Source organism: Streptomyces sp. NPDC001922 (genome assembly GCF_042891165.1).
Taxonomy (GTDB): Bacteria; Actinomycetota; Actinomycetes; order Streptomycetales; family Streptomycetaceae; genus Streptomyces.
This window is the reverse complement of record NZ_JBIASV010000002.1, coordinates 259,836-279,865: the sequence shown is the minus strand read 5'-3', so window position 1 is coordinate 279,865 and position 20,030 is coordinate 259,836. Positions and strand designations below refer to the sequence as shown.

The 20,030-nt window shown below is 74.3% G+C and carries 18 protein-coding genes; 11 read left to right on the top strand and 7 right to left on the bottom strand.

Features of this window, described 5'->3' with window-relative positions:
• Positions 1-187: 187 nt before the first annotated feature.
• Both aceB and ACFYYR_RS04670 read right to left on the bottom strand, forming a co-directional pair.
• Complete coding sequence (gene aceB / locus ACFYYR_RS04675; protein WP_388846873.1) at positions 188-1,801, bottom strand: malate synthase A; 1,614 nt, start codon at positions 1,799-1,801, stop codon at positions 188-190.
• 450 nt (positions 1,802-2,251) lie between these two features.
• Complete coding sequence (locus ACFYYR_RS04670) at positions 2,252-2,869, bottom strand: NTP transferase domain-containing protein (protein ID WP_388846871.1); 618 nt, start codon at positions 2,867-2,869, stop codon at positions 2,252-2,254.
• 270 nt (positions 2,870-3,139) lie between these two features.
• On the opposite strand from ACFYYR_RS04670, the gene ACFYYR_RS04665 reads away from it, so the two are divergent.
• A complete protein-coding gene (locus ACFYYR_RS04665) occupies positions 3,140-3,433 on the top strand; it encodes a DUF5955 family protein (protein WP_388846869.1) in 294 nt (97 codons plus the stop codon).
• A 340-nt stretch (positions 3,434-3,773) separates the two neighbouring features.
• Here the strand turns inward: ACFYYR_RS04665 and ACFYYR_RS04660 are convergent, their stop codons facing one another.
• A complete protein-coding gene (locus tag ACFYYR_RS04660; RefSeq protein ID WP_388846867.1) occupies positions 3,774-4,589 on the bottom strand; it encodes an IclR family transcriptional regulator in 816 nt (271 codons plus the stop codon).
• Positions 4,590-5,364: 775 nt separating this feature from the next.
• Here ACFYYR_RS04660 and allB point away from each other — a divergent pair.
• Together allB and alc are read left to right on the top strand one after the other, a co-directional pair.
• Entirely contained in the window at positions 5,365-6,717 is a 1,353-nt protein-coding gene (gene allB / locus ACFYYR_RS04655; RefSeq protein ID WP_388846865.1) for an allantoinase AllB, read from the top strand.
• Positions 6,714-7,880, top strand: a complete 1,167-nt coding sequence (gene alc, locus ACFYYR_RS04650; RefSeq protein ID WP_388846863.1) for an allantoicase — start codon at positions 6,714-6,716, stop codon at positions 7,878-7,880. Before allB ends, alc begins: the two co-directional genes overlap by 4 nt.
• A gap of 210 nt (positions 7,881-8,090) precedes the next feature.
• Here alc and ACFYYR_RS04645 read toward each other — a convergent pair whose 3' ends face one another.
• Positions 8,091-9,404, bottom strand: coding sequence for an alkyl sulfatase dimerization domain-containing protein (locus ACFYYR_RS04645; protein WP_388846861.1), 1,314 nt, complete (start codon positions 9,402-9,404; stop codon positions 8,091-8,093).
• Between the two features lie 74 nt (positions 9,405-9,478).
• On the opposite strand from ACFYYR_RS04645, the gene ACFYYR_RS04640 reads away from it, so the two are divergent.
• Entirely contained in the window at positions 9,479-9,880 is a 402-nt protein-coding gene (locus ACFYYR_RS04640; protein ID WP_388846859.1) for a hypothetical protein, read from the top strand.
• Positions 9,867-10,823 (top strand): PucR family transcriptional regulator, encoded by a 957-nt coding sequence (locus tag ACFYYR_RS04635; RefSeq protein ID WP_388846857.1) that lies wholly within the window; start codon positions 9,867-9,869, stop codon positions 10,821-10,823. Before ACFYYR_RS04640 ends, ACFYYR_RS04635 begins: the two co-directional genes overlap by 14 nt.
• Positions 10,824-10,974: 151 nt before the next feature.
• Here ACFYYR_RS04635 and ACFYYR_RS04630 read toward each other — a convergent pair whose 3' ends face one another.
• On the bottom strand, positions 10,975-11,601 hold the full coding sequence (locus ACFYYR_RS04630; protein WP_388846855.1) for a TetR/AcrR family transcriptional regulator: 627 nt from the start codon (positions 11,599-11,601) through the stop codon (positions 10,975-10,977).
• Between the two features lie 113 nt (positions 11,602-11,714).
• On the opposite strand from ACFYYR_RS04630, the gene ACFYYR_RS04625 reads away from it, so the two are divergent.
• Complete coding sequence (locus tag ACFYYR_RS04625) at positions 11,715-12,434, top strand: hypothetical protein (protein WP_388846853.1); 720 nt, start codon at positions 11,715-11,717, stop codon at positions 12,432-12,434.
• A 51-nt stretch (positions 12,435-12,485) separates the two neighbouring features.
• Here the strand turns inward: ACFYYR_RS04625 and ACFYYR_RS04620 are convergent, their stop codons facing one another.
• Positions 12,486-13,175, bottom strand: coding sequence for a formylglycine-generating enzyme family protein (locus tag ACFYYR_RS04620; RefSeq protein ID WP_388846851.1), 690 nt, complete (start codon positions 13,173-13,175; stop codon positions 12,486-12,488).
• 397 nt (positions 13,176-13,572) lie between these two features.
• Here ACFYYR_RS04620 and ACFYYR_RS04615 point away from each other — a divergent pair, with 397 nt between their 5' ends.
• Positions 13,573-14,040 (top strand): ribonuclease domain-containing protein, encoded by a 468-nt coding sequence (locus ACFYYR_RS04615; protein WP_388846849.1) that lies wholly within the window; start codon positions 13,573-13,575, stop codon positions 14,038-14,040.
• A gap of 135 nt (positions 14,041-14,175) precedes the next feature.
• On the opposite strand, the gene ACFYYR_RS04610 is transcribed toward ACFYYR_RS04615, so the two are convergent.
• The gene (locus ACFYYR_RS04610) at positions 14,176-14,391 is read right to left on the bottom strand and encodes a hypothetical protein (protein WP_388846847.1); all 216 of its coding nucleotides are present in this window, start codon (positions 14,389-14,391) and stop codon (positions 14,176-14,178) included.
• A 205-nt stretch (positions 14,392-14,596) separates the two neighbouring features.
• On the opposite strand from ACFYYR_RS04610, the gene ACFYYR_RS04605 reads away from it, so the two are divergent.
• The 4 genes from ACFYYR_RS04605 (at position 14,597) to ACFYYR_RS04590 (ending at position 19,810) form a co-directional block, all read left to right on the top strand.
• Positions 14,597-15,886: a histidine kinase gene (locus ACFYYR_RS04605; RefSeq protein ID WP_388847275.1), complete on the top strand. Its 1,290-nt coding sequence runs from the start codon at positions 14,597-14,599 to the stop codon at positions 15,884-15,886.
• Positions 15,887-16,167: 281 nt separating this feature from the next.
• A complete protein-coding gene (locus tag ACFYYR_RS04600; RefSeq protein WP_388847273.1) occupies positions 16,168-16,773 on the top strand; it encodes a response regulator in 606 nt (201 codons plus the stop codon).
• Between the two features lie 1,056 nt (positions 16,774-17,829).
• Complete coding sequence (locus ACFYYR_RS04595) at positions 17,830-18,471, top strand: bifunctional 4-hydroxy-2-oxoglutarate aldolase/2-dehydro-3-deoxy-phosphogluconate aldolase (RefSeq protein ID WP_388846845.1); 642 nt, start codon at positions 17,830-17,832, stop codon at positions 18,469-18,471.
• A 142-nt stretch (positions 18,472-18,613) separates the two neighbouring features.
• Complete coding sequence (locus ACFYYR_RS04590; RefSeq protein ID WP_388847271.1) at positions 18,614-19,810, top strand: cytochrome P450; 1,197 nt, start codon at positions 18,614-18,616, stop codon at positions 19,808-19,810.
• Positions 19,811-20,030 lie beyond the last annotated feature (220 nt).

Sequence of the window (20,030 nt, the reverse complement as noted above, 5' to 3'; positions counted from 1 at the left end):
GGCTGCGCGTCATGCGTTGAGTTTGGGCCCCCCCCCGCCCTAAAAAATATCCGCCCCCCCCCCCCCCCCCCCGCCCCCCCCCACCCCCGAAACCCACGACCACCCGCACCCGACGAGCCGGACCCCGCAGAAACGAGACCGCAGGATCCCCGAGCGCGCGCCGCACGGCGAAACCGTCAGCCCACCCTCACCCCAGCAACTCGTAAGCCGGCAGCGTCAGAAACTCCGCGTAGTCCTCGTCCAGCGAGACCCGGAGCAGCAGATCGTGAGCCTCCTGCCAGCGCCCCGCCTCGAACGCCTCCGCGCCGATCTCCTCCCGGATCGCCGCCAGTTCCTCCGCGGCGACCCGCCGCGCAAGCTCCGCCGTGGCCTTCTCGCCGTTCTCGAAGACCACCCCCGCGTTGATCCACTGCCAGATCTGCGAGCGGGAGATCTCCGCGGTCGCGGCGTCCTCCATCAGGTTGAAGATCGCGACGGCCCCGAGACCGCGCAGCCACGCCTCGATGTACCGGATGCCCACCTGCACGGCGTTGCGCAGGCCCTCGTACGTCGGCCGGGCGTCGAGCGAGGCGACGTCGATGAGCTGCTCGGCCGTCACCCGGACGTCCTCCCGCAGCCGGTCCTTCTGGTTCGGCCGGTCGCCGAGCACCGCGTCGAACGACTCCCGGGCCACCGGCACCAGGTCCGGGTGCGCCACCCAGGAGCCGTCGAAGCCGTCCCGCGCCTCCCGGTCCTTGTCGGCCTTGACCTTTTCGAACGCGACCTTGTTGACCTCCGTGTCCCGGCGGGACGGGATGAAGGCCGCCATACCGCCGATGGCGTGCGCCCCGCGCTTGTGGCAGGTGCGGACCAGCAGTTCGGTGTACGCCCGCATGAACGGCGCCGTCATGGTCACCGCGTTGCGGTCCGGGAGCACGAACCGGGTCCCGCCGTCGCGGAAGTTCTTGACGATGGAGAAGAGGTAGTCCCAGCGGCCCGCGTTGAGCCCGGCGGCGTGGTCGCGCAGCTCGTAGAGGATCTCCTCCATCTCGTACGCGGCGGTGATCGTCTCGATCAGCACCGTCGCCCGGACGGTGCCCTGCGGGATCCCCACGTAGTCCTGGGCGAAGACGAAGATCTCGTTCCAGAGCCGCGCCTCGAGGTGCGACTCGGTCTTCGGCAGGTAGAAGTACGGGCCCTTGCCCAGGTCGATCAGCCGCTGGGCGTTGCGGAAGAAGTAGAGCCCGAAGTCGACCAGGGCGCCGGGCACCGCGCGGCCGTCGACCCGCAGGTGACGCTCGTCCAGGTGCCAGCCGCGGGGCCGCATCACCACGGTGGCGAGCTCCTCGGCGGGCCGCAGGGCGTACGACTTGCCCCCCGGGCCGGCGAAGTCGATCCGGCGCTCGTAGGCGTCGGTCAGGTTGAGCTGGCCGTGGATGACGTTCTCCCAGGTGGGAGCCGAGGCGTCCTCGAAGTCGGCCAGCCAGACCCGGGCGCCCGAATTCAGCGCGTTGATGGTCATCTTGCGGTCCGTCGGCCCGGTGATCTCCACCCGCCGGTCCTCCAGCGCGGCGGGCGCCGGGGCGACCTGCCAGTCGCCCTCGCGGACCGCGGCCGTCTCGGGCAGGAAGTCCAGGCTGCTGGTCCGGGCGATCTCCGCGCGGCGGTCCCGGCGGAGGGCGAGGAGTTCGTCGCGCCGGGGCGTGAACCGGCGGTGCAGCTCGGCCAGGAAGGCGAGCGCCGCATCCGTCAGAACCTCTCCCTGACGCTCCACGGGCTGGGCCTCGACGACGACCGGTGAGGACGGCGCTGGTGCGGACATCGGTGTCACTCCATTCAGCGGGCGGTGGCCGGACGGCGCGGGAGACGTCCCCCCGGGGCACGGAGTGCCGCCGGGCCCGGGACGCGTGAACCGGCGCCGTCTGGGTGCAGGGTACTTCTGACCAGTGGAGAATAGTTTTCTCATAGTGGAAGTACAAGGTCTGTTGACGTCGAGACATTTATTCGGCCGTCGAACGGCCCCCGAACGGCCCCCGAACGGCCCCCGAACGGCCCCCGAATGGCTCCCGGTGCCAGGTCCGTCCGGAGGGCCCGGGCGGACGGCATCGCCGCGGCCGATCCCACAGGCGCGGCCCGCCACCACCGAAGGGTTCGGGAGACGCCTCGGCCGGCGAGTCGTCGAGGACCGCGGCGGGGAGACGCCGGCCGGGCGCCGGCCGGGCGTCGCGGGAGCCGGGCCTCCGGGAGCCTCGGCACGGGGAGCCCGGGATCCTCAGCCGAGGAGTCCCAGATCCTCCGGCGTGTCGATGTCGTCCGGCGCCGCGATGTCCGCGCAGTCGACCCGGGTGATCTCCCCCTCGTGCTGCCGGAGATACGCCCGCGCGCCGCGGTCGCCGACCGCGCTCGCGATCACCGCGGGCCAGCGGTCGGCGCCGATCAGCACGGGGTGGCCGCGCCGCTCGCCGTAGGCCGCGGTCACCAGATCCGAGCGGGAGCTGTGTGCCGCCCGGACGCGGGCCACCGCGTCCGGGCCGATCCCGGGCTGGTCCACCAGGGTCACCACCACGGCCTCCGCCGTGGTTCCGGCGAGGGAGGCGAGGCCGGCCCGCAGCGACGACCCCATGCCCTCCGCCCAGGCGGGGTTCTCCACCAGGAGGCAGCCGGGGATCCGGGCCCGCGCCCGCACCGCGTCGGCCGCCGCGCCCAGCACCACATGTACGGGGCCGCAGCCGGCCTCCCGCAGCACACCGGCGGCGTACTCCACCAGGGGGCGCCCGTGGTGTTCCAGCAGCGCCTTGGGGCGTCCGCCCAGCCGCCGGCCGCCGCCGGCGGCCAGCAGCAGTCCGGCGACGCGCGGGCCGGTGCCCGGTTCCAGCGGAGAGGCGGTCATGCCCCTTGCATACCGCAGAAGATGTTCCGTCTTTCAACCCCACGGGCTGAATTTCGCCCTCCGTGTGGCGCTCGGTGCGGAGAGTGGCGTTAACTGATCCGCGGCCTCTCCCGTCCGGGGGGAATGTATCCGAGGCCGACGGCAGCACTCATGAGGGGGCGACATCGGTTGCGAGGCATGGGGACGGTCCGCGGCACGCCGACGGGCACCGCGGCGGTGAAGGGTGCCGTAGCAGTGGAGCACAGACCACCTGCGGGCGGAGGCCAGGACGTGGGTACGGGCGACCCGCGGGTCGCCGAACTGCGCGCTGCCGTGTCCCGGCTCCGCCGTGAACTCGCAGGCCATCCGGCCGACCTCTCCGACCGCGCCGTCGCCGAGGACGAACTCGCCGCGCTGGACGCCATGGTGCGCGCCGGTGCGCCGGAAGTGCCCCGGCTGCGGCGCTCGCTGCTGCTCGTCGCCGGCGCCCTGGGCTCGGTGAGCGCACTCGGTCCCGCCCTGGCCGACATGCGCGAGGTGATCGACGCCTTCGGGGACCTGCCGCGTCAGCGAACGGGCGACTGAACGGCCGTCCCCCGGCCGTCCGTTCGCGACTGTTCCCGGTCTCTTTTCCCCGGTACGCCCGTCCGCAGCCGCCGCGCCTCTGCCGGCGGCGGCCGCGTTCGGGGGCCGTTCCCGTCCCCGTGCCGTCCCCGGCCGCGTCGCCGCTGCCCCAGCCGAACCGGTGGCTCCGCCGACCGGTGGCTCCGCCGACCGGTACCTCGGTCGCCCGGTGCCTCCGTAGCCCCGTGCCTCCGCGGTCCCGTACCTCCGCGCCCCGTGCCTCCGCAGCCCGGCGGCACCGTGGGGCTCCGGCCCGTGGGCGGGAGCCCTCGCGGAGGTCAGGCCCGTGGGCGTCAGCCGCTCAGGACGGAACGGAGCCGTTGCCGTTGCCCGTGGCGGTGAGGGCGACCGACAGCGCGGCCGCCACCTCCTGCAGGACGGGCACGATCTTCTCCGTCGCGGCCTCGGTCACCCGCCCGGCCGGTCCCGAGATCGAGATCGCGGCCGCCGTGGGGGAGTCCGGCACGCGGACGGCCAGGCACCGCACGCCGATCTCCTGCTCGTTGTCGTCCACCGCGTAGCCCGCCTCGCGGACCTGGCGGAGCGCGTCGAGGAAGCCCTCCGGTGTGGTGATGGTCTTCTCGGTCGCGGCCGGCATGCCCGTACGGCTCAGCAGCGCCCGCACCTCATCGGGGGCGGCATCCGCCAGCAGCGCCTTGCCGACCCCGGTGGAGTGCGGCAGCACCCGGCGGCCGACCTCGGTGAACATCCGCATCGAGTGTCGTGACGGTACCTGGGCCACGTACACCACCTCGTCGCCGTCGAGCAGTGCCATGTTGGCGGTCTCGCCGGTCTCCTCGACCAGCCGGGCCAGATAGGGCCGCGCCCAGGTGCCGAGCAGCCGGGACGCGCTCTCGCCCAGGCGGATCAGGCGCGGGCCGAGCGCATAGCGGCGGTTGGCCTGCTGGCGGACGTATCCGCAGGCCACCAGGGTGCGCATGAGGCGGTGGATGGTGGGGAGCGGCAGTCCACTGGTGTGCGAGAGCTCGCTCAGCCCCACTTCGCCGCCCGCGTCGGCCATCCGCTCCAGCAGGTCGAAGGCGCGCTCGAGGGACTGCACCCCGCCCGTGGTCGCGGACTTGGCTGTTGCGGAGGTGCTGTCGCTGGACGGCGGCACGGCGCCCTTCCTTTCGAGATGAAGCGGCTTTCGAGACGGAACGGACTGCGGGGCGGAACGGACTGCGAGACGGAACGGACGACGGGGCGGATCGGACTGTGGGACGGATGCGCCTGCGGGGCGGATCGGCCTGCGGGGCGCATCGCTTGCGAGGCGGACGGCTGGGTGCCGGCCGGCTTCGTGGCGGACGGGCTGTCGGGCGGACTGGCTGGTAGGGCAGCCTACCGGCCGCCGCCTGGCTCCACACCGGTCTCGGCACTGCGTTCCCGCCGGTCACGAGCCCTCGCCCCGACAGTCCGGCCGCGTCCTCCCGGCGGTCGCGCCGGGGCCGTCCGGGCCTCGGCGCCGGCCTCGGTCCCGGCCGCGGTCCGGGTGGTCCCCGCCGACCCGTCCCCGGGGTCCCGCGGGTGCCCTCCCGGTTGCCGCGCAGGGGTCGGTCCGGAGCTCCGGAGGGGCGAACCGGACGGGATCACTTCTTCTGTGCTGCGGAGCTGGACTTCCACTTTACGGAAACTTGGCCACGTGCGGAAGGCGTCGGACCGGACCGCCCCGGCCGACGGGAAAGTGTCCGGCGAGGTGCGGCGCGTCGGCTGCCGCGGGCGGGGAGGGTCTTGACGGGCCGGTACGCACAAGTGAAGACTCCTTCAACAGAAAGTTGAATTCCGCTGCCCGGGGCCGCTTTCGTGCGCCCGGGCCGCGGCCTGCGCATCCCGCGTACCGGGCCCGTCCGCCGGAGCGGGTTCCGCAGCCACAGCGAGCGTGAGGAGGGGCCCGGGTGCCCGAGGTGGAGCTGGTTCTGCGTTCGCGCCGTGTCATCACCCCGGACGGGACGCGGGCCGCTGCCGTCACCGTCGCCGACGGCCGGATCGCCGCCGTCCTGCCGTACGACACCGCGCCGCCCGCCGGCGCCCGGGTGGAGGACTTCGGTGACGATGTGCTCCTCCCCGGCCTCGTCGACACCCATGTGCATGTGAACGACCCCGGCCGCACCGAGTGGGAGGGCTTCGCCTCCGCCACCCGCGCCGCCGCGGCCGGCGGCGTCACCACGCTCGTCGACATGCCGCTCAACAGCATCCCGCCGACCACCTCGGTCGGCCACCTCGACGTCAAGCGGGCGGTGGCGCGGGCCAAGGCCCATGTGGACGTCGGCTTCTGGGGCGGTGCGGTGCCCGGCAACGTCCAGGAGCTGCGGCCGCTGCACGACGCCGGGGTGTTCGGCTTCAAGTGCTTCCTGCTGCACTCCGGCGTCGACGAGTTCCCCCCGCTCGGCCCGGACGAGCTGGAGCGGGCCATGGTGGAGCTCGCGGGCTTCGACGGGCTGCTGATCGTCCACGCCGAGGATCCGCACCTCATCGACGGCGCGCCCCGGCAACCCGGCCCCCGCTACGCCGACTTCCTCGCCTCCCGGCCGCGCGACGCCGAGAACACCGCCATCGACGGGCTCATCCGGCTCGCCCGGCGCACCGGAGCCCGGGTCCACGTCCTCCACCTCTCCTCCGCGGACGCGCTCCCGCTGATCGCCGGCGCCCGGCGCGACGGCGTCCGGATCACCGCCGAGACCTGCCCGCACTTCCTCACCCTCACCGCGGAGGAAGTCCCGGACGGCGCGACCGAGTTCAAGTGCTGTCCGCCCATCCGGGAGGCCGCCAACCAGGACGCGCTGTGGCAGGGACTGGCCGACGGGACGATCGACGCGATCGTCTCCGACCACTCGCCGTGCACCCCCGACCTGAAGCGGTTCGACACCGGAGACTTCGCCGAGGCCTGGGGCGGCATCTCCTCCCTCCAGCTGGGGCTGCCCGCGATCTGGACCGCGGCGCGGCGGCGCGGACGGAGCCTGGAGGACGTGGTCCGCTGGATGTGCACCGGCCCCGCTCAGCTGGCGGGACTGCACCACAAGGGGGCCGTCGAGCCCGGCCGGGACGCCGACTTCGCCGTTCTCGCGCCGGACGAGACCTTCACCGTGGACCCGGCGGACCTGCACCACCGCAACCCGGTCACCGCCTACGCGGGACGCACCCTGCACGGTGTCGTGCGCTCCAGCTGGCTGCGCGGCCGGCGGATCGCCGACCACGGCACCGTCACCGAACCCACCGGCCGACTCCTCGAAAGGCAGCGATCCGCATGACCGCCGAACAGCCCGCATCGGCCGCGACGGCCCGTTTCACCGGCGACGCCCGCCCGTACGGCGGCGGCGACCCGTACGCCGACTACCGGACCGCCGACTTCCCCTTCACCCGGCTCACCGACCTCGCCGACCGCCGGCTGGGTGCGAGCGTCGTCGCCGCCAACGACGAGTTCTTCGCCGAGCGCGAGAACCTGCTCAACCCCGGCCCCGCCCGCTTCGATCCGGAGCACTTCGGGCACAAGGGCAAGATCATGGACGGCTGGGAGACCCGCCGGCGCCGGGGGGCCGGAGCCGGGCAGCCGCACCCGGTCGACGCGGACCACGACTGGGCCCTGGTACGGCTCGGCGCCCCGGGGGTCATCCACGGCATCGTCGTCGACACCGCCCACTTCCGCGGCAACTACCCGCAGGCGGTGAGCGTCGAGGCCACCGCCGTCCCCGGCACACCGTCCCCCGAGGAGCTGCTGGCCCCCGAGGTGACGTGGACCGAACTCGTCCCGCGGACGGCCGTCGGCGGTCACGCGGCGAACGGCTTCACCGTCGACGCCGGGCAGCGCTTCACCCACCTGCGGGTCAAGCAGCATCCGGACGGCGGCATCGCCCGGCTGCGCGTGCACGGCGAGGTCGCGCCCGACCCGGCCTGGCTCGCCGCGCTCGGCACCTTCGACGTGGTGGCGCTGGAGCACGGCGGCGCGGTGCAGGACGCCTCCGACCGCTTCTACTCGCCGCCCGCCCACACCATCCAGCCGGGGCGCTCCCACCGGATGGACGACGGCTGGGAGACCCGCCGCCGCCGGGACAAGGGCCACGACTGGGTGCGGTACGCGCTCACCGAGCAGGCGCACATCCGGGCGGTCGAGATCGACACGGCGTGTCTGAAGGGCAACGCCGCGGGCTGGGCCGCGCTGTACGCGCTGGATGCCACCACCGGCGGGGACCCGGCGGACCACGCGGCGGACGGCTGGACCGAACTCCTGCCCCGCACCCGGCTCCAGCCCGACACCCTGCACCGCTTCGTTCTGGACACGACGGCACCGGCCGCCACCCATGTGCGGATCGACATCTTCCCCGACGGCGGGGTCGCCCGGCTGCGGCTGCACGGCTCGCTGACGGAGGAGGGCGCGGCCCGCCTGGCCGCCCGCCACCGGAAGCTCGGCGGCTGACGGAACGGAACGGACCCGGGGCGGTGGAACGGAGCCCGGCTGACGGACCGGGCTCCGCTGAGATGGAACGGGCCCCGCTGACGGAACGGACCCCGGGTGGCGGGGCCTGCCGCTCGGCGGCGGGCGGCTGTTCCGGCGGCCGGCGGCCCGACGGCCCCCCGATGGCCCGCCGGGGCGCCGACCGCTGTCAGTGGCCGTCAACTGACGGCGCTACGGCGTCCCGTCACCGCCGCCCGAGGTGAACAGCCCCGCCGTCGCCCCCGTGACCGGCCCTTCCCCGCCGCACCGGGCCCGGGACTCGGCGGCCGCCCAGCGGTAGATGCCCCGGGCCATGAGCGAGGTCTCCGCCTCGGCGCGGGCCTCGTTCACCTCGGCGCGCACGGCGTGCAGCGCGGTGTCGTCGGGCGCGGCCTGGACGGCCATCTCGGCGAAGTGGCCGGCCAGCCGGAGGTCGCCGGAGTCCGCGTGCCGCCGCGCCGCCTGCGCGAGGGCGGCCGGTCCGCCGGCCAGCTCCGCGACCGCCGCGGCCAGCCGGGCGTCGGGCGCGGGCTTGAGCCGGGCCGGATTGCCGTCGTACCAACCGCCGTACTGCCGCCACAGGTTGCGGACGACGAACTCCGGCTCGTCGTACCGGGCGCGCAGATACACCCGGTCGGCCAAGTGCGGGGGCGGCTTCACCGAGTGCACCAGATCGTCCAGCCGGGTGCCGGAGTTGAGGCCGTCCAGAGTCTGTTCGACCAGGCTCTCCAGCCACTCGGCGGTCTCGGTGAGGGCCTGCCGGATCCGGTCGGCGCCCAGGACCGGTGCGCCGTGTGAGGGGAGCATGATCTCCGCCCCCAGCGCCGCCATCCGGCGCAGCGCGACGGCCCACTCGCGTGGGTAGCGCTGCACCTTCTGCGGGTTGCCGCAGTTGGGCGTCAGCCAGATGAAGAGGTCGCCCGGGCAGAGGATCCGGTGCTCGGGAATCCAGGCGACGGTGGCGTCGTCCGTCTCGCCCAGCGCGTGGAACAGCTCGAAGGTCAGCTCGCCGCGGGTGAGCGTCATCGCCTCCCGGTAGGTCACATCGGGACGCCGGTACTCCGTCGGCCAGGTCAGCTCCGGCACCTGGAACTGGCGTCGGTTGATGACCGCGTTGTAGCCGTTGGTCAGCGCATAGCGGTCGAACCGGTCGCCGATCCTCTCCTGGGCGATCACGGTGGGCCGCGGCCCGTCCTCGGCGTCGAACGGCTCCATGCCGAAGACATGGTCGATGTGCCCGTGCGAGAAGATCGCGGTGGCCACCCGGTCGGGGCTCCAGCCCCGCACCGCTTCGTACAGCCCGGCCGCGCCGAGCGGATTGCCGGTGTCGAAGAGCACGGTTTCCCCCGCGCTCCGGAAGGCGATGGTGCTGCCGAACGCCGGGTACCAGCCGACCCCTTCGGTGACGTCGATCATTCCGGTGTCCGCGGGGCCGGTGTGGGCGATGCTGTCGTCGACGGACCCGTTCCAGACCCGTTCGGCATAGGCGGTGAGGTCGAAGGTCATGGCCCCACCCTCCGGCCGGGTGCGGACCCCGGCAACCACCTGTCGGAACACCCCGCGCGGCGTACGGTTGTGAGATGTCACAACCCGCCGAGGAGAGCGTGCGGGACCGGGTGCGACGGCTGGCCGTCCGCCTCGAACCGCAGGTCAACGAACTCGCCCGGACCATCGTGGAACGCCTGCGGACGGAGGTTCCCGGATTCGACCGGCTCCCCGGCGACATGCGCGACGTGGAGATCGCGGCCACCGCCCGGCAGGCCGTCCGCGACTTCCTGCGGTACGCCCGGGACGGGCCGGACGCCGTCGCCCTCCCCGGCGCTGCGGAGCCCGGAAAGCCGGGCCCACGGGGACGGCCGGACGGGACTGCGGAGCCCGCGAATCCGGATCCACGGGGACGGCCGGACGGGACGGCGGAGCCCGGGAAGCCGGGGCCCGTGGGGACTGCCCGACGGCGCTGCCGGGAGCGTGCTCTTCCGTGAACGGGCGGCCCAGCGTGCCGAGGAGGGGATCCCGCTCGCCGCGCTGCTCCGCTCGTACCACGTCGGCTCCGCGGTGCTCATGGACGCCCTGCAAGCGGCAGCCGGGCCCGGCGACGCGGCGGCGCTGCTGCTCCTCGCCCTGTGGCAGGTCACCGGCCTGGGAGCCGCCGTGGAGCAGGTGACGGAGGGCTATCTGACGGGGCTGGCGGACCAGCACTCCGCCGCGCGCGACCTCGCCCGGGCCCTGGTCCACGGTGACGACGCCGAGACGGTGGCGGCCCGTCACGGCCTCAGCCTCGCGCCCGGCTACCTCGTGCTCAGCGTCCGCCCCGCCCCGGCCGGCCCCCGCTCGGTCCCCGGGCGCCGGCTCCTCCGGCAGGTGCTGGGGCTGCTGCCGAAGCCGGCCGACGGGCAGGTGCTCTCCCTCCCCGACGACCACGGCGGCTGTCTGCTGCTTCCCGCCGGCACCTCCAGCGACGGTCTGGCCGGCCGACTGACCGCCCGCCTGCCGGAACCTCCCGTGGTGGGCGCGGCGTTCGCGGACGGCCCGGCCGGTGTCCCGGCCGCCGCGGACCAGGCCCGCCGGATCGCCGGACTCGTCACCGAACCGGGCGTCCACCGGCTCCGGGACGTTCTCCTCGACTACCACCTCGCCCGGCCGGCGGACAGTGCCGCGGCGCTCACCGCCCTCCTCGAACCGCTCGACGGCCACCCGGGTCTGACGGACACGGTGCGGGCGTTCCTCGACGGCGACTCGGACCGGCGACGCACCGCCGAGACGCTCGGCGTGCACCCCAACACCGTCGACAACCGGCTGACCCGGGCCCTCGAACTGACCGGTGTCGACCCGCGCACGACACGGGGCGTGCAGCTCTTCGGCGCCGCGCTCACCCTCCGCCGCCTCGCGGACCGGGCGCGGGACGGGGCGGACGGCGCGGGGTGAACGCTCCGGCCGGGGGAGCCGGGGGAGCCGGGGGAGCTCGGGTGAGGGCGGAGGCGACGCGTGGGCGTCACGGTGCGGCGGGCACGGCACCCGGTGAGCCGATCGATTCCACCGGTCCCGCCTTCCGTTCTCCCTCCCGTGGAGCGCCGGTTCAGCGCTCCCGCTCCGCCGCGCCGTCGGGACGCAGAAAGCGCTGGATGATCAGCCGCAGGGTGGGGAGCTGGTCGGCCGGCCGGAACGACGGGTCGGTGGCGGCGCTGGTGTAGAGGGCGGCGATGAGCGCCATGACCCACGCGGCCGTGTCGTCCGGGTCCAGGCCGGGGTCGGTCAGGCCGGCCGCGGCGGCGTTCCGCAGGAGGGTGGTGACGGTGCGCCGCTCCTCGTCGTTGTCCCGGCTCAGCAGCGCTTCGAGCTCGGGGTCCCGGTGCGCCTGGATCAGCGCCTCCATGACGAGGGCGGGGACCAGCGGCTCCGTGGCCGGGGCGGCGAGCAGGTCCACGGTGTCGAGGAGCGCGGCCCACGGGTCGTCGGCCGCGCGGGCGGCGGCGAGCCGCTCGGTCTTGGTCACGCCGTCCCGCTCGTCGTCCTCGAAGACGGCGTGGAAGATCGCGCGCTTGGTGGGGAAGTAGTGGAAGACGTTGCCCGTGCTCATGCCGGCGGCCCTGCAGATCTCTGCCGTGGTGGTGCGCTCGAAGCCCTTGGCGGCGAAGAGCCCGATGGCGGCGTCGACGATCTGCCGGCGCCGTGCGCGGTGTCTGGCCGGGTCGACCGTCCTCATGTGGGGCTTCCTTCGGTTGTTTCCCGGTGCCTTGCGGCCCTCGATCGTCAATCATAGACCGAGCGCTCGGTCTATGATTAGGGCGACAGTGGCGATGAGGGGGGAACATGGTCATGGGCAACAGGCCCGAGCGGGACCCGCAGGGCGGACGGATCACCGTGCTCGGCGCACCCGGCTGGCACAGCGTGCTGCTCTGCGCCGGTCTCGCGCTCGTGGGCGCGGGCGTCGGATGGCTCGTCGGTCCGCTGGCCGACTGGCTGGTGACGCTGCCCTGGGCGCCGATGCAGGGGCCGGCCCGGCTCGTGGGGTCCCTCCCCGTGGTGGCGCTCTCCGCCGTGGGGGCGGTGGCGGGGCTCGCCCTCGGACTGATCGCCCAGCACGAGCAGTTGGTGATCCGGCTCTCGGACGAGAGTGTCGCGCTCACCCGCATGGGCCGTGAGCGGACGTTCCCGCGCGACGCCGTCGCCGCGGTGTTCCGGGACGGCAAGCAGCTCGTGCTGCTCGGCCGCGAGGGCGGTGAACTCACCCGGCAGGAGTGCGACCTGAACGCCGGCCGGGTCTCCGCCGCCTTCACCCGGCACGGCTACGGATGGCTGGACGCGGATCCGCACCAAGGCGAGTTCCGCCGCTGGGTGCCGGACACGCCCGGACTCCCGGAGGGCGCGAACGCCCTGCTCACGGCCCGCCAGAAGGTGCTGGAGAAGAAGGGCCCCTCCGACGGCGACGTGGGGGAGCTCCGGGAGGAGCTGGCCCGGCTCGGCGTCGTGGTGCGGGACGAGAAGCGGCGTCAGTACTGGCGGACCGTCCGGGAGGCGGGCCCGGCCGCGGGCTGACGCCCTGGTGCCGCCCGCCGGCTCCGGGCGGGGCCGGTGCGCTGCCCGCCGTCACGCGGGGCGGGGACCGGCCCCGGGGGACCGCGCGACCCGGAAGCCGACGTCGTCGACCCGGAACGTCGGGTGGCTGCGGCGGCGTACGGAGGCGCGGCAGCTCCACTGCTCGTCGAACCAGCCGCCGCCGCGGAGCACCCGGTAGCTGCCGTAGACCTCGGCGTCGTAGAGGTCCCAGCACCACTCCCAGACGTTGCCGAGCATGTCGTACAGGCCCCACGGGTTGGGCCGCTTGCCGCCCACGTCGCGGATCCGTCCGTCCGAGGTGCCGCGGTACCAGGCGATGGCGTCGAGGGGGCCGTAGCGCGGGCCGGTCGTCCCGGCGCGGCAGGCGTGCTCCCACTCGGCCTCGGTCGGCAGCCGGTAGCCGTCGGCGGCCCGGTCCCAGACGGCGTCTCCGCCGTCGGCGGGGACGTGGTAGGCGGGGGTGAACCCGTCGCGCCGCGACAGGGCGTTGCAGAACCTGACCGCGTCCTGCCAGGACACGCCCTCGACCGGAGGCCCGTCCGCCGCGCCGGTGGCCGCCGAACCGCTGCTGACGGCGGTGTGGAGCGCCCGGGTGACCTGGACGGCCCCCAGCCGGAAGGGCGCCACCTCGACGGACCAACTGCGTTGCGTCCGCCGGTCCGACAGCGTCACCCGCCCCGGCGGGACGGAGATCATGTCACTTGCGGTGCCCGTGTCCATGGGCAGGTGATCCTATCGGCAGCCGTCCGCGGATGATCAGGTGTCAGGGACGGCGTCCTGTGGGTGGACGCATGCGGACGTGACGCTCATCGGGGGCGGACACATGCCGGATGGGGCGCTGTCCGGGCCCGGACACATGCCGGACGTGCCGCAGTTCGGGGCCGGACGCATGCCGGACGTGCCGCAGGTCGGGGCCGGACGCATGCCGGAGCCGGCGCTGTTCGGGGCCTTGGCGCACCGCGGACGACGCCCTGATCGGCTCGGATGCCGACCGGTGTTGCGTCGCGGTAAACGGATGTTCACAAAGGCTCTCCAACTGTCCCCATTCTGTGAACTCCCCGAAAACTTCCCTCACTTGGCGTTGACATGACATCCTCTACGCGCGTCATCCTGAGGTATGCGAATCCCCCCACGTATTGCCAGGATCGGCGCCCTCGGCGCCCTCGCTTCGACCCTCCTCATCGGTGGCCCGGCCGTCGTGGCCTCGGCCTCCGCCACGCCCGGCACGACGGCAACGCACTCCGTCGCCCCGGCCCACGTCACCTCCGCGGTCTCCGCGAAGGAGCTCGGGGCACAGGAAGTCGGCGACATCTGCTACTCGAAGCTGCCCGACGAGGCCCACACCACCCTGAAGCTCATCGACAAGGGCGGCCCGTTCCCCTACCCGAAGGACGGCACCGTCTTCTCCAACCGGGAGGGTGAACTGCCCGCCCAGGGCGGCGACTACTACCACGAGTACACGGTGGAGACCCCCGGCTCCCCCGACCGCGGTGCCCGGCGCATCGTCACCGGTGAGGCCAAGCAGGAGGACTACTACACCGCCGACCACTACAGCTCGTTCGACAAGGTGAAGTTCGACTGCTGAGTCGTCGACTGCCCAGCGGCCCCGGCCGCTGAGCACGGTATGGCCGGGAGCCGTACGCCCTCCCCACGGGGCGTACGGCTCCCGTACGGTGTGGCCTCGGATGCGGGCAGCCGGGAGCCGCACCCGCGCCCGAACTCATCTCGACGCGCGGGAGGCGATGCGGTCCGCGGTCACCATCACCACTCCGCCGAGCACGATCAGGGCGACCTCGGCGTGGACCTCGTATCCGTCGAAGAACTCCAGCGCGCGCACGGCACCCGGTGGAGCGAACCACCCGGTCCAGGCGTGGACCAGTCCGACGACACCCCACAGCGCCAGGGTGAACCCCACTGCTTCGAGCACCTTCTTCATACGAGGATGCTCGCCCGGCGCCCACCGCCCCTGCATCGGCCATGAGTCGGCGTTCCGACCGCCGGAGGAGGCAGCCGCCCGGCGCCGGCCGCGACGAAAGTCGGTGGTCCCGCAATCTTTGGTCTCAACCTCCGCCGACGGCCGGAAACGGCAGGAATCGCGACAGTAGATTGCCGCCATGGACGGACGAGAGCGGGCGACGACGATGACGAGGGCGGGCCACGACTACCCGTGGCTGCTGCCGTCCGCCGTCGCCGGCGCCGAGCCGGAGGCGGACCGGGGCCGCCGCACCGTCCGCGACTGGGCCGTCGACATCGTCTGCTGCTTCACCGTGGTGACCTTCGGGCTCCTGGTGTTCGACGACCTGAGCGACGACCCCGGGGTCCCGGACGGCGTGCTGGTCGCCGATCTGGTCCTGGGGCTGCTGTCCTGCGCCGCGCTCTGGCTGCGCCGACGCGGTCCGGCCTGGCTCGCCGCCGTGCTGGTGTCCCTGGCCGCGGTCACGCCCTGCGCCGCGGGTCCGGCGCTGGTCGCGCTGTTCACCGTCGCCGTGCACCGGCCCTTCCGGACCGTCGCCGCCATCGGCGTGCCGGCCCTGGTCTCGGTGCCCGTCGGCGCACTGGTGCGCCCCGATCCCGAACTCGCCTTCGGCGTCTCGACCGTGACCAGTGCGGTGGTGCTGTTCGCGGTGATCGGCTGGGGGATGTTCGTCCGCTCGCGCCGGCAGCTCGTCCTCTCCCTGGGGGAACGGGCCCGCCGGGCCGAGAGCGAGGCCGCGCTGCGCGCCGAGAAGGCGCAGCGGCTGGCGCGCGAGGCGATGGCCCGGGAGATGCACGATGTTCTCGCCCACCGGCTGTCGTTGCTGAGTGTGCACGCGGGTGCCCTGGAGTTCCGTCCCGACGCGCCGCCCGAGGAGGTGGCCCGCGCGGCCGGGGTCATCCGCAGCAGCGCGCACCAGGCCCTCCAGGACCTGCGCGAGGTGATCGGGGTGCTGCGGGCGCCCGTCGGCGGAGCGCCGCCCGGCCCGGGGGAGGGCGGCGCGGCGCCGCCGCGGGCCGTGCCGGAGCAGCACGGCACCGGGGAGGACGAGCGGCCGCAGCCCGGCCTCGGCCAACTTCCGCGCCTGCTGGGGGAGTCCCGGCAGGCGGGACTCCGGGTGACGGTGGTCGACCGGATCCGGGACACCGGATCCGTCCCGGACGGCATGGGCCGCACGGTGTACCGGATCGCCCAGGAGGGGCTGACCAACGTCCGCAAGCACGCCCCGGGCGCCGAGGTCACGGTGACACTGGACGGCGCCCCCGGCAGGGGCCTCGGCATCGAGATACGCAATCCGCTGCACCTCGGCGGGGAGGGCCCGTCGGCGATCCCCGGGGCGGGCCAGGGGCTCATCGGCCTCGTGGAGCGGGCGGCCCTGGTCGGGGGCCGGCTCGAGCACGGCCCGGTGGCCACGGGGCACTTCCGTCTCCACGCCTGGCTACCGTGGTCCGTATGAACCCTTCCGCAGCAGAGTCCGGTGCCGGGGCCTGTGCCGAGACCGGTACGGGTGCCCGTGCCGGGACCGGCACCGGGAGCCGGACCGCCGGACTCCCGGACGTCCCGGCAGCGGGGCCGTTATCGGGCAACGGCACGGGAGTGTCGGGCAACGGCACCGGAGACGACCGGTCCGGCCCGGCCCGAGGTCCCGCGTCCCCCGACGGACCTGCTTCTGCCGCCGCACCGATCCGGGTGCTCCTCGTCGACGACGACGCGCTCGTCCGCGCCGGGCTGCGCCTGATGCTGGGCGGAGTGCCCGACCTGGACATCGTGGGGGAGGCCGCCGACGGCAGCGAAGTCCAGCCGCTCGTCCGCCGGTTCGCACCGGACGTCGTGCTGATGGACATCCGGATGCCGACCGTGGACGGCCTCGCCGCGACCGAGGCGCTGCGGCGGTCCGGACGGGGGCCGGAGGTGGTGGTGCTGACGACGTTCCACGCGGATGAGCAGGTCCTGCGCGCTCTGCGGGCCGGGGCGGCCGGGTTCCTGCTCAAGGACACCCCGCCGGCCGAGATCGTGGCGGCCGTGCGGCGGGTCGCCGCGGGGGAGCCGGTGCTGTCACCCGCGGTGACCCAGCAGCTGATCACGCATGTGGCCGGGTCCGGCCGGGACGGCCGCCGGACGCGGGCCCGCGAGCTGCTCGACCGGCTGAACGACCGGGAGCGCGAGGTGGCCCTCGCGGTCGGGCAGGGCCGGTCGAACGCCGAGATCGCGGCCGACCTCCACATGGGCGTGGCGACGGTCAAGGCCCATGTGTCCCGCACCCTGACCAAACTCGACCTCAACAACCGGGTGCAGATCGCCCTGGTGGCCCATGACGCGGGGTTCGTGGACGGCGAGGGCTGAACCGCGTGGGCCGCAGATCCGGGCCGCCTCCGGGTAAAGCACCTCCGGGCCGGGCTCCTCCGGGTCGGGCGTCTCCGAGCCCGACACCTCCGAGCCCGACACCTCCGGGCCGGGCGTGTCCGGCCTGGCCACCCCGAGCCGGGCCGCATCCAAGTCCCTCCGGGCCGGGCGACCTCCGGGCCTGGCCACCCCGAGCCGGGCCGCAGCCAAGTCCCTCCGGGCCGGGCGACCTCCGGACCGGGCGACCTCCGGGCCGGGCCGCCTGCGGGCCCCTCCGGCTCGGCCGCCTCCGGGCTCGGCCACTACCGGGCTTGGCCTCCTCCGGGCTTGGCCGCTACCGGGCTTGGCCCCTCCGGGCTTGGCCCTCCTCCGGGCTTGGCCGCTACCGGGCTTGGCCCCTCCGGGCTTGGCCCTCCTCCAGGCTGGGCCACTACGGGGCTTGGCCACTACCGGGCTTGGCCCCTCCGGGCTCGGTCACGGCCGGGCCGCACCGGCTGCCGAACCGGAGGGCTTCCGGCCGCCTCCCGCCGCCCCGGACGGCCACCCGGCAGCCCGGGCAGCCAGGCGCGGCTCCCGGAGGCCGGCGGTGCCGGGTGCCTACCCCCCCCGGTCCCGGCGCCTTCGGGCAGGCGGCCCGTTTCCCGGCCGCACCCGGTACGTCCCCCGTACTGCCCCATGTGCCAACTTGCCGCCCCGGCGCAGGGCATGTCGACGCCGCCCGGTACGGTTCCGGTCAGAAGCGACGTACGACGGCCAGGGGGAGGCAAGGGTGACAATCAGCCACGTGCCGCACGTCGGCTCCGCCCTGCCGAGCGGGCCGGAAGCGGAACGTCCGTTCACAGCCGCGGCGCCGCCCGCCCACGCCCGGTCCGCCGCTGCGCGCAGGTGCCCGTGCACCCACCGCCGGGCCCGCCGCCGGCTCCGACGCTGAACCGCCGGCCGGCTCCGTACCACCTGTCTGCATCACGACCTGTCTGCATCACCACCCGTCTGCATCACCACCCGTGAGCGTCACCACCGTGTGCGTCGCCCGACCGAGAAAGGCGGCTGACTGCCGTGTACCGCTGGGAGATCACCCGCGCCGCCCTGGCGCAGCGCGTCTTCGCCATCGTCCGAACCGAGAGCTACGACCAGGCGGCCGCCACCGCCGACACCCTCATCTCCGGTGGCATCAGCAGCCTGGAGATATCGCTCAACACGCCCTTCGCGCTGGAGGTCGTCACCACGCTCACCCGGGAGGTCGGCGACGACGCGCTGATCGGGGCGGGCACCGTCCTCGACGCCCAGACCGCCCGGATGGCCATCGACGCGGGCGCCCGGTTCCTGGTGTCCCCGGGGCTGGACGAGGAGGTCATCCGCACCGGTCACCGGTACGGCATCCCGGTCTTCCCCGGTGTCACCGGTCCGTCCGAGATGATGCGCGCCCTGGAGCTGGGCGCCGACGCCCTCAACGTGTTCCCGGCCTCCGCCCACGATCCCCGCTGGCTGCGGGACGTCCGGGCCGAACTCCCGCAGGCGCCGCTGCTCCCCAGCGGCGGGGTGAGCGTGGAGAGCGCACCGGAGTGGATCGCGGCGGGAGCGGCGGCCTGCGGGCTGGGGTCCGCGCTGTCCGAGGGCGACCGGACGGCGGTCGCCAAGCGCGCCGCCGACCTGCTGGCCCGCCTGGCCGACGCGGCTCCGGGCCCCGACGCGGAGTAGGCCGCGCCGCGTCCGGCCGCCGCTCAGCCGGCCGTCCCGTCCCGGTGTCCCCGGCGCGTGGGGGATCGGCCGGATTACGACCCCCGCCCCGTGGACTCGACACCTAGCGTGGTGATCAGTGACGGAGAAGAAGGGGGAGAACGTGACGACGGACGCGCTGGTCGATCTCGCCGCACTCGGTGAGGACTTCACCCGGGACCCGTATCCGGTCTACGCCGAACTGCGGTCCCGCGGCCCCGTGCACCGGATCCGGATGCCCGAGGGCGCCGACGCCTGGCTGGTCGTCGGCTATGCGGAGAGCCGTGCGGCACTGGCCGACGCCAGACTGTCCAAGCACTGGACGAACGCCTCGCAGGCCCTGAACTTCTCCCGCTTCCCCACCGGCGCCCACATGCTCAACTCCGACGCGCCGGTGCACACCCGGCTGCGGAAGCTGGTCGCCAAGGAGTTCACGCCACGGCGGGTCGAGGCGCTGGCCCCGGGCGTCCAGCGGATCACCGACGAACTGCTGGACGCGATGCTGGCCGATCCGTCCGGCCGCGCCGACCTGGTCGAATCGCTCTCCTTCCCGCTGCCGATGTCCGTCATCTGCGAGCTGCTCGGCGTGCCCTTCCTGGACCGCGGGGAGTTCCGCCGCTTCTCCAACGACGCGCTGTCCTTCACCGACCGCGCCCGCAGCGAGGAGGCCGCGACGCAGGCCTTCCACTACCTCACCGACCTGCTGGAGCGGAAGCGCGCGCACCCCGGTGACGACCTGTTGAGTGCGCTGATCCGCACCACCGACGAGAACGGAGACCGGCTCTCGCCCGACGAACTGCTGGGCACCGTCTGGCTGCTGCTCGTCGCCGGCCACGAGACCACTGTCAACCTCATCTCCAACGGCGTGCTGGCGCTGCTCCGCCACCCCGACCAACTGGCCGCGCTGCGGGCCGACTACTCGCTGCTGGAGAACGCGGTCGAGGAGATGCTGCGGTACGACGGGCCGGTCGAGACTCCGACATACCGGTTCACCACCGAACCGCTGGACATCGGCGGCACCGTGATCCCCGGCGGCGGCGAACTCGTCCTCGTCGCCCTTGCCGACGCCGACCGCGACCCGGCGCGGTTCCCGGACGCGGAGCGGTTCGACATCCGCCGCGACGCCCGCGGGCATGTCGCCTTCGGCCACGGCATCCACTACTGCCTGGGCGCGCCGCTGGCCCGGCTGGAGGCCCGGATCGCGATCCGTTCGCTGCTGGACCGCTGCCCGCGCCTGGAGCTGGACGCCCACCCGGCGGCGCTGACCTGGCGGCAGGGGCTGCTGATCCGGGGGCCGCACCGGCTGCCGGTCCGGTTCTGACGGCGAACCGGCCGTTCCGGAACCCTGTTCTCCGGACGTCGCCGGACCTCCGTTCCCGAGCCGTCCGGAAGCTCCCGTCTCCGGCCGTCCGGGAGCCTCGTTCTCCGGCCGTGGGGGGGCCCCCCCCCGGGGGGGGGGGCCGGGGGCGGGGGGGGGGGGCCCCCCCCCGCCCCCCGGGGGGGGGGCCGGGGCCCCCCCCCCCCCCGGCGGGGCCCACGTT

Bases quoted from the DNA above. Each gene is read 5' to 3' on its own strand.
- alc (WP_388846863.1), top strand. From the start codon at position 6,714: ATGACCGCCGAACAGCCCGCATCGGCCGCGACGGCCCGTTTCACCGGC.
- ACFYYR_RS04640 (WP_388846859.1), top strand. From the start codon at position 9,479: ATGTCACAACCCGCCGAGGAGAGCGTGCGGGACCGGGTGCGACGGCTG.
- ACFYYR_RS04670 (WP_388846871.1), bottom strand. From the start codon at position 2,869: ATGACCGCCTCTCCGCTGGAACCGGGCACCGGCCCGCGCGTCGCCGGA.
- ACFYYR_RS04620 (WP_388846851.1), bottom strand. From the start codon at position 13,175: ATGGACACGGGCACCGCAAGTGACATGATCTCCGTCCCGCCGGGGCGG.
- ACFYYR_RS04630 (WP_388846855.1), bottom strand. From the start codon at position 11,601: ATGAGGACGGTCGACCCGGCCAGACACCGCGCACGGCGCCGGCAGATC.
- ACFYYR_RS04605 (WP_388847275.1), top strand. From the start codon at position 14,597: ATGACGAGGGCGGGCCACGACTACCCGTGGCTGCTGCCGTCCGCCGTC.
- ACFYYR_RS04645 (WP_388846861.1), bottom strand. From the start codon at position 9,404: ATGACCTTCGACCTCACCGCCTATGCCGAACGGGTCTGGAACGGGTCC.
- ACFYYR_RS04615 (WP_388846849.1), top strand. From the start codon at position 13,573: ATGCGAATCCCCCCACGTATTGCCAGGATCGGCGCCCTCGGCGCCCTC.
- ACFYYR_RS04625 (WP_388846853.1), top strand. From the start codon at position 11,715: ATGGGCAACAGGCCCGAGCGGGACCCGCAGGGCGGACGGATCACCGTG.
- aceB (WP_388846873.1), bottom strand. From the start codon at position 1,801: ATGTCCGCACCAGCGCCGTCCTCACCGGTCGTCGTCGAGGCCCAGCCC.
- ACFYYR_RS04600 (WP_388847273.1), top strand. From the start codon at position 16,168: ATGCTGGGCGGAGTGCCCGACCTGGACATCGTGGGGGAGGCCGCCGAC.
- ACFYYR_RS04610 (WP_388846847.1), bottom strand. From the start codon at position 14,391: ATGAAGAAGGTGCTCGAAGCAGTGGGGTTCACCCTGGCGCTGTGGGGT.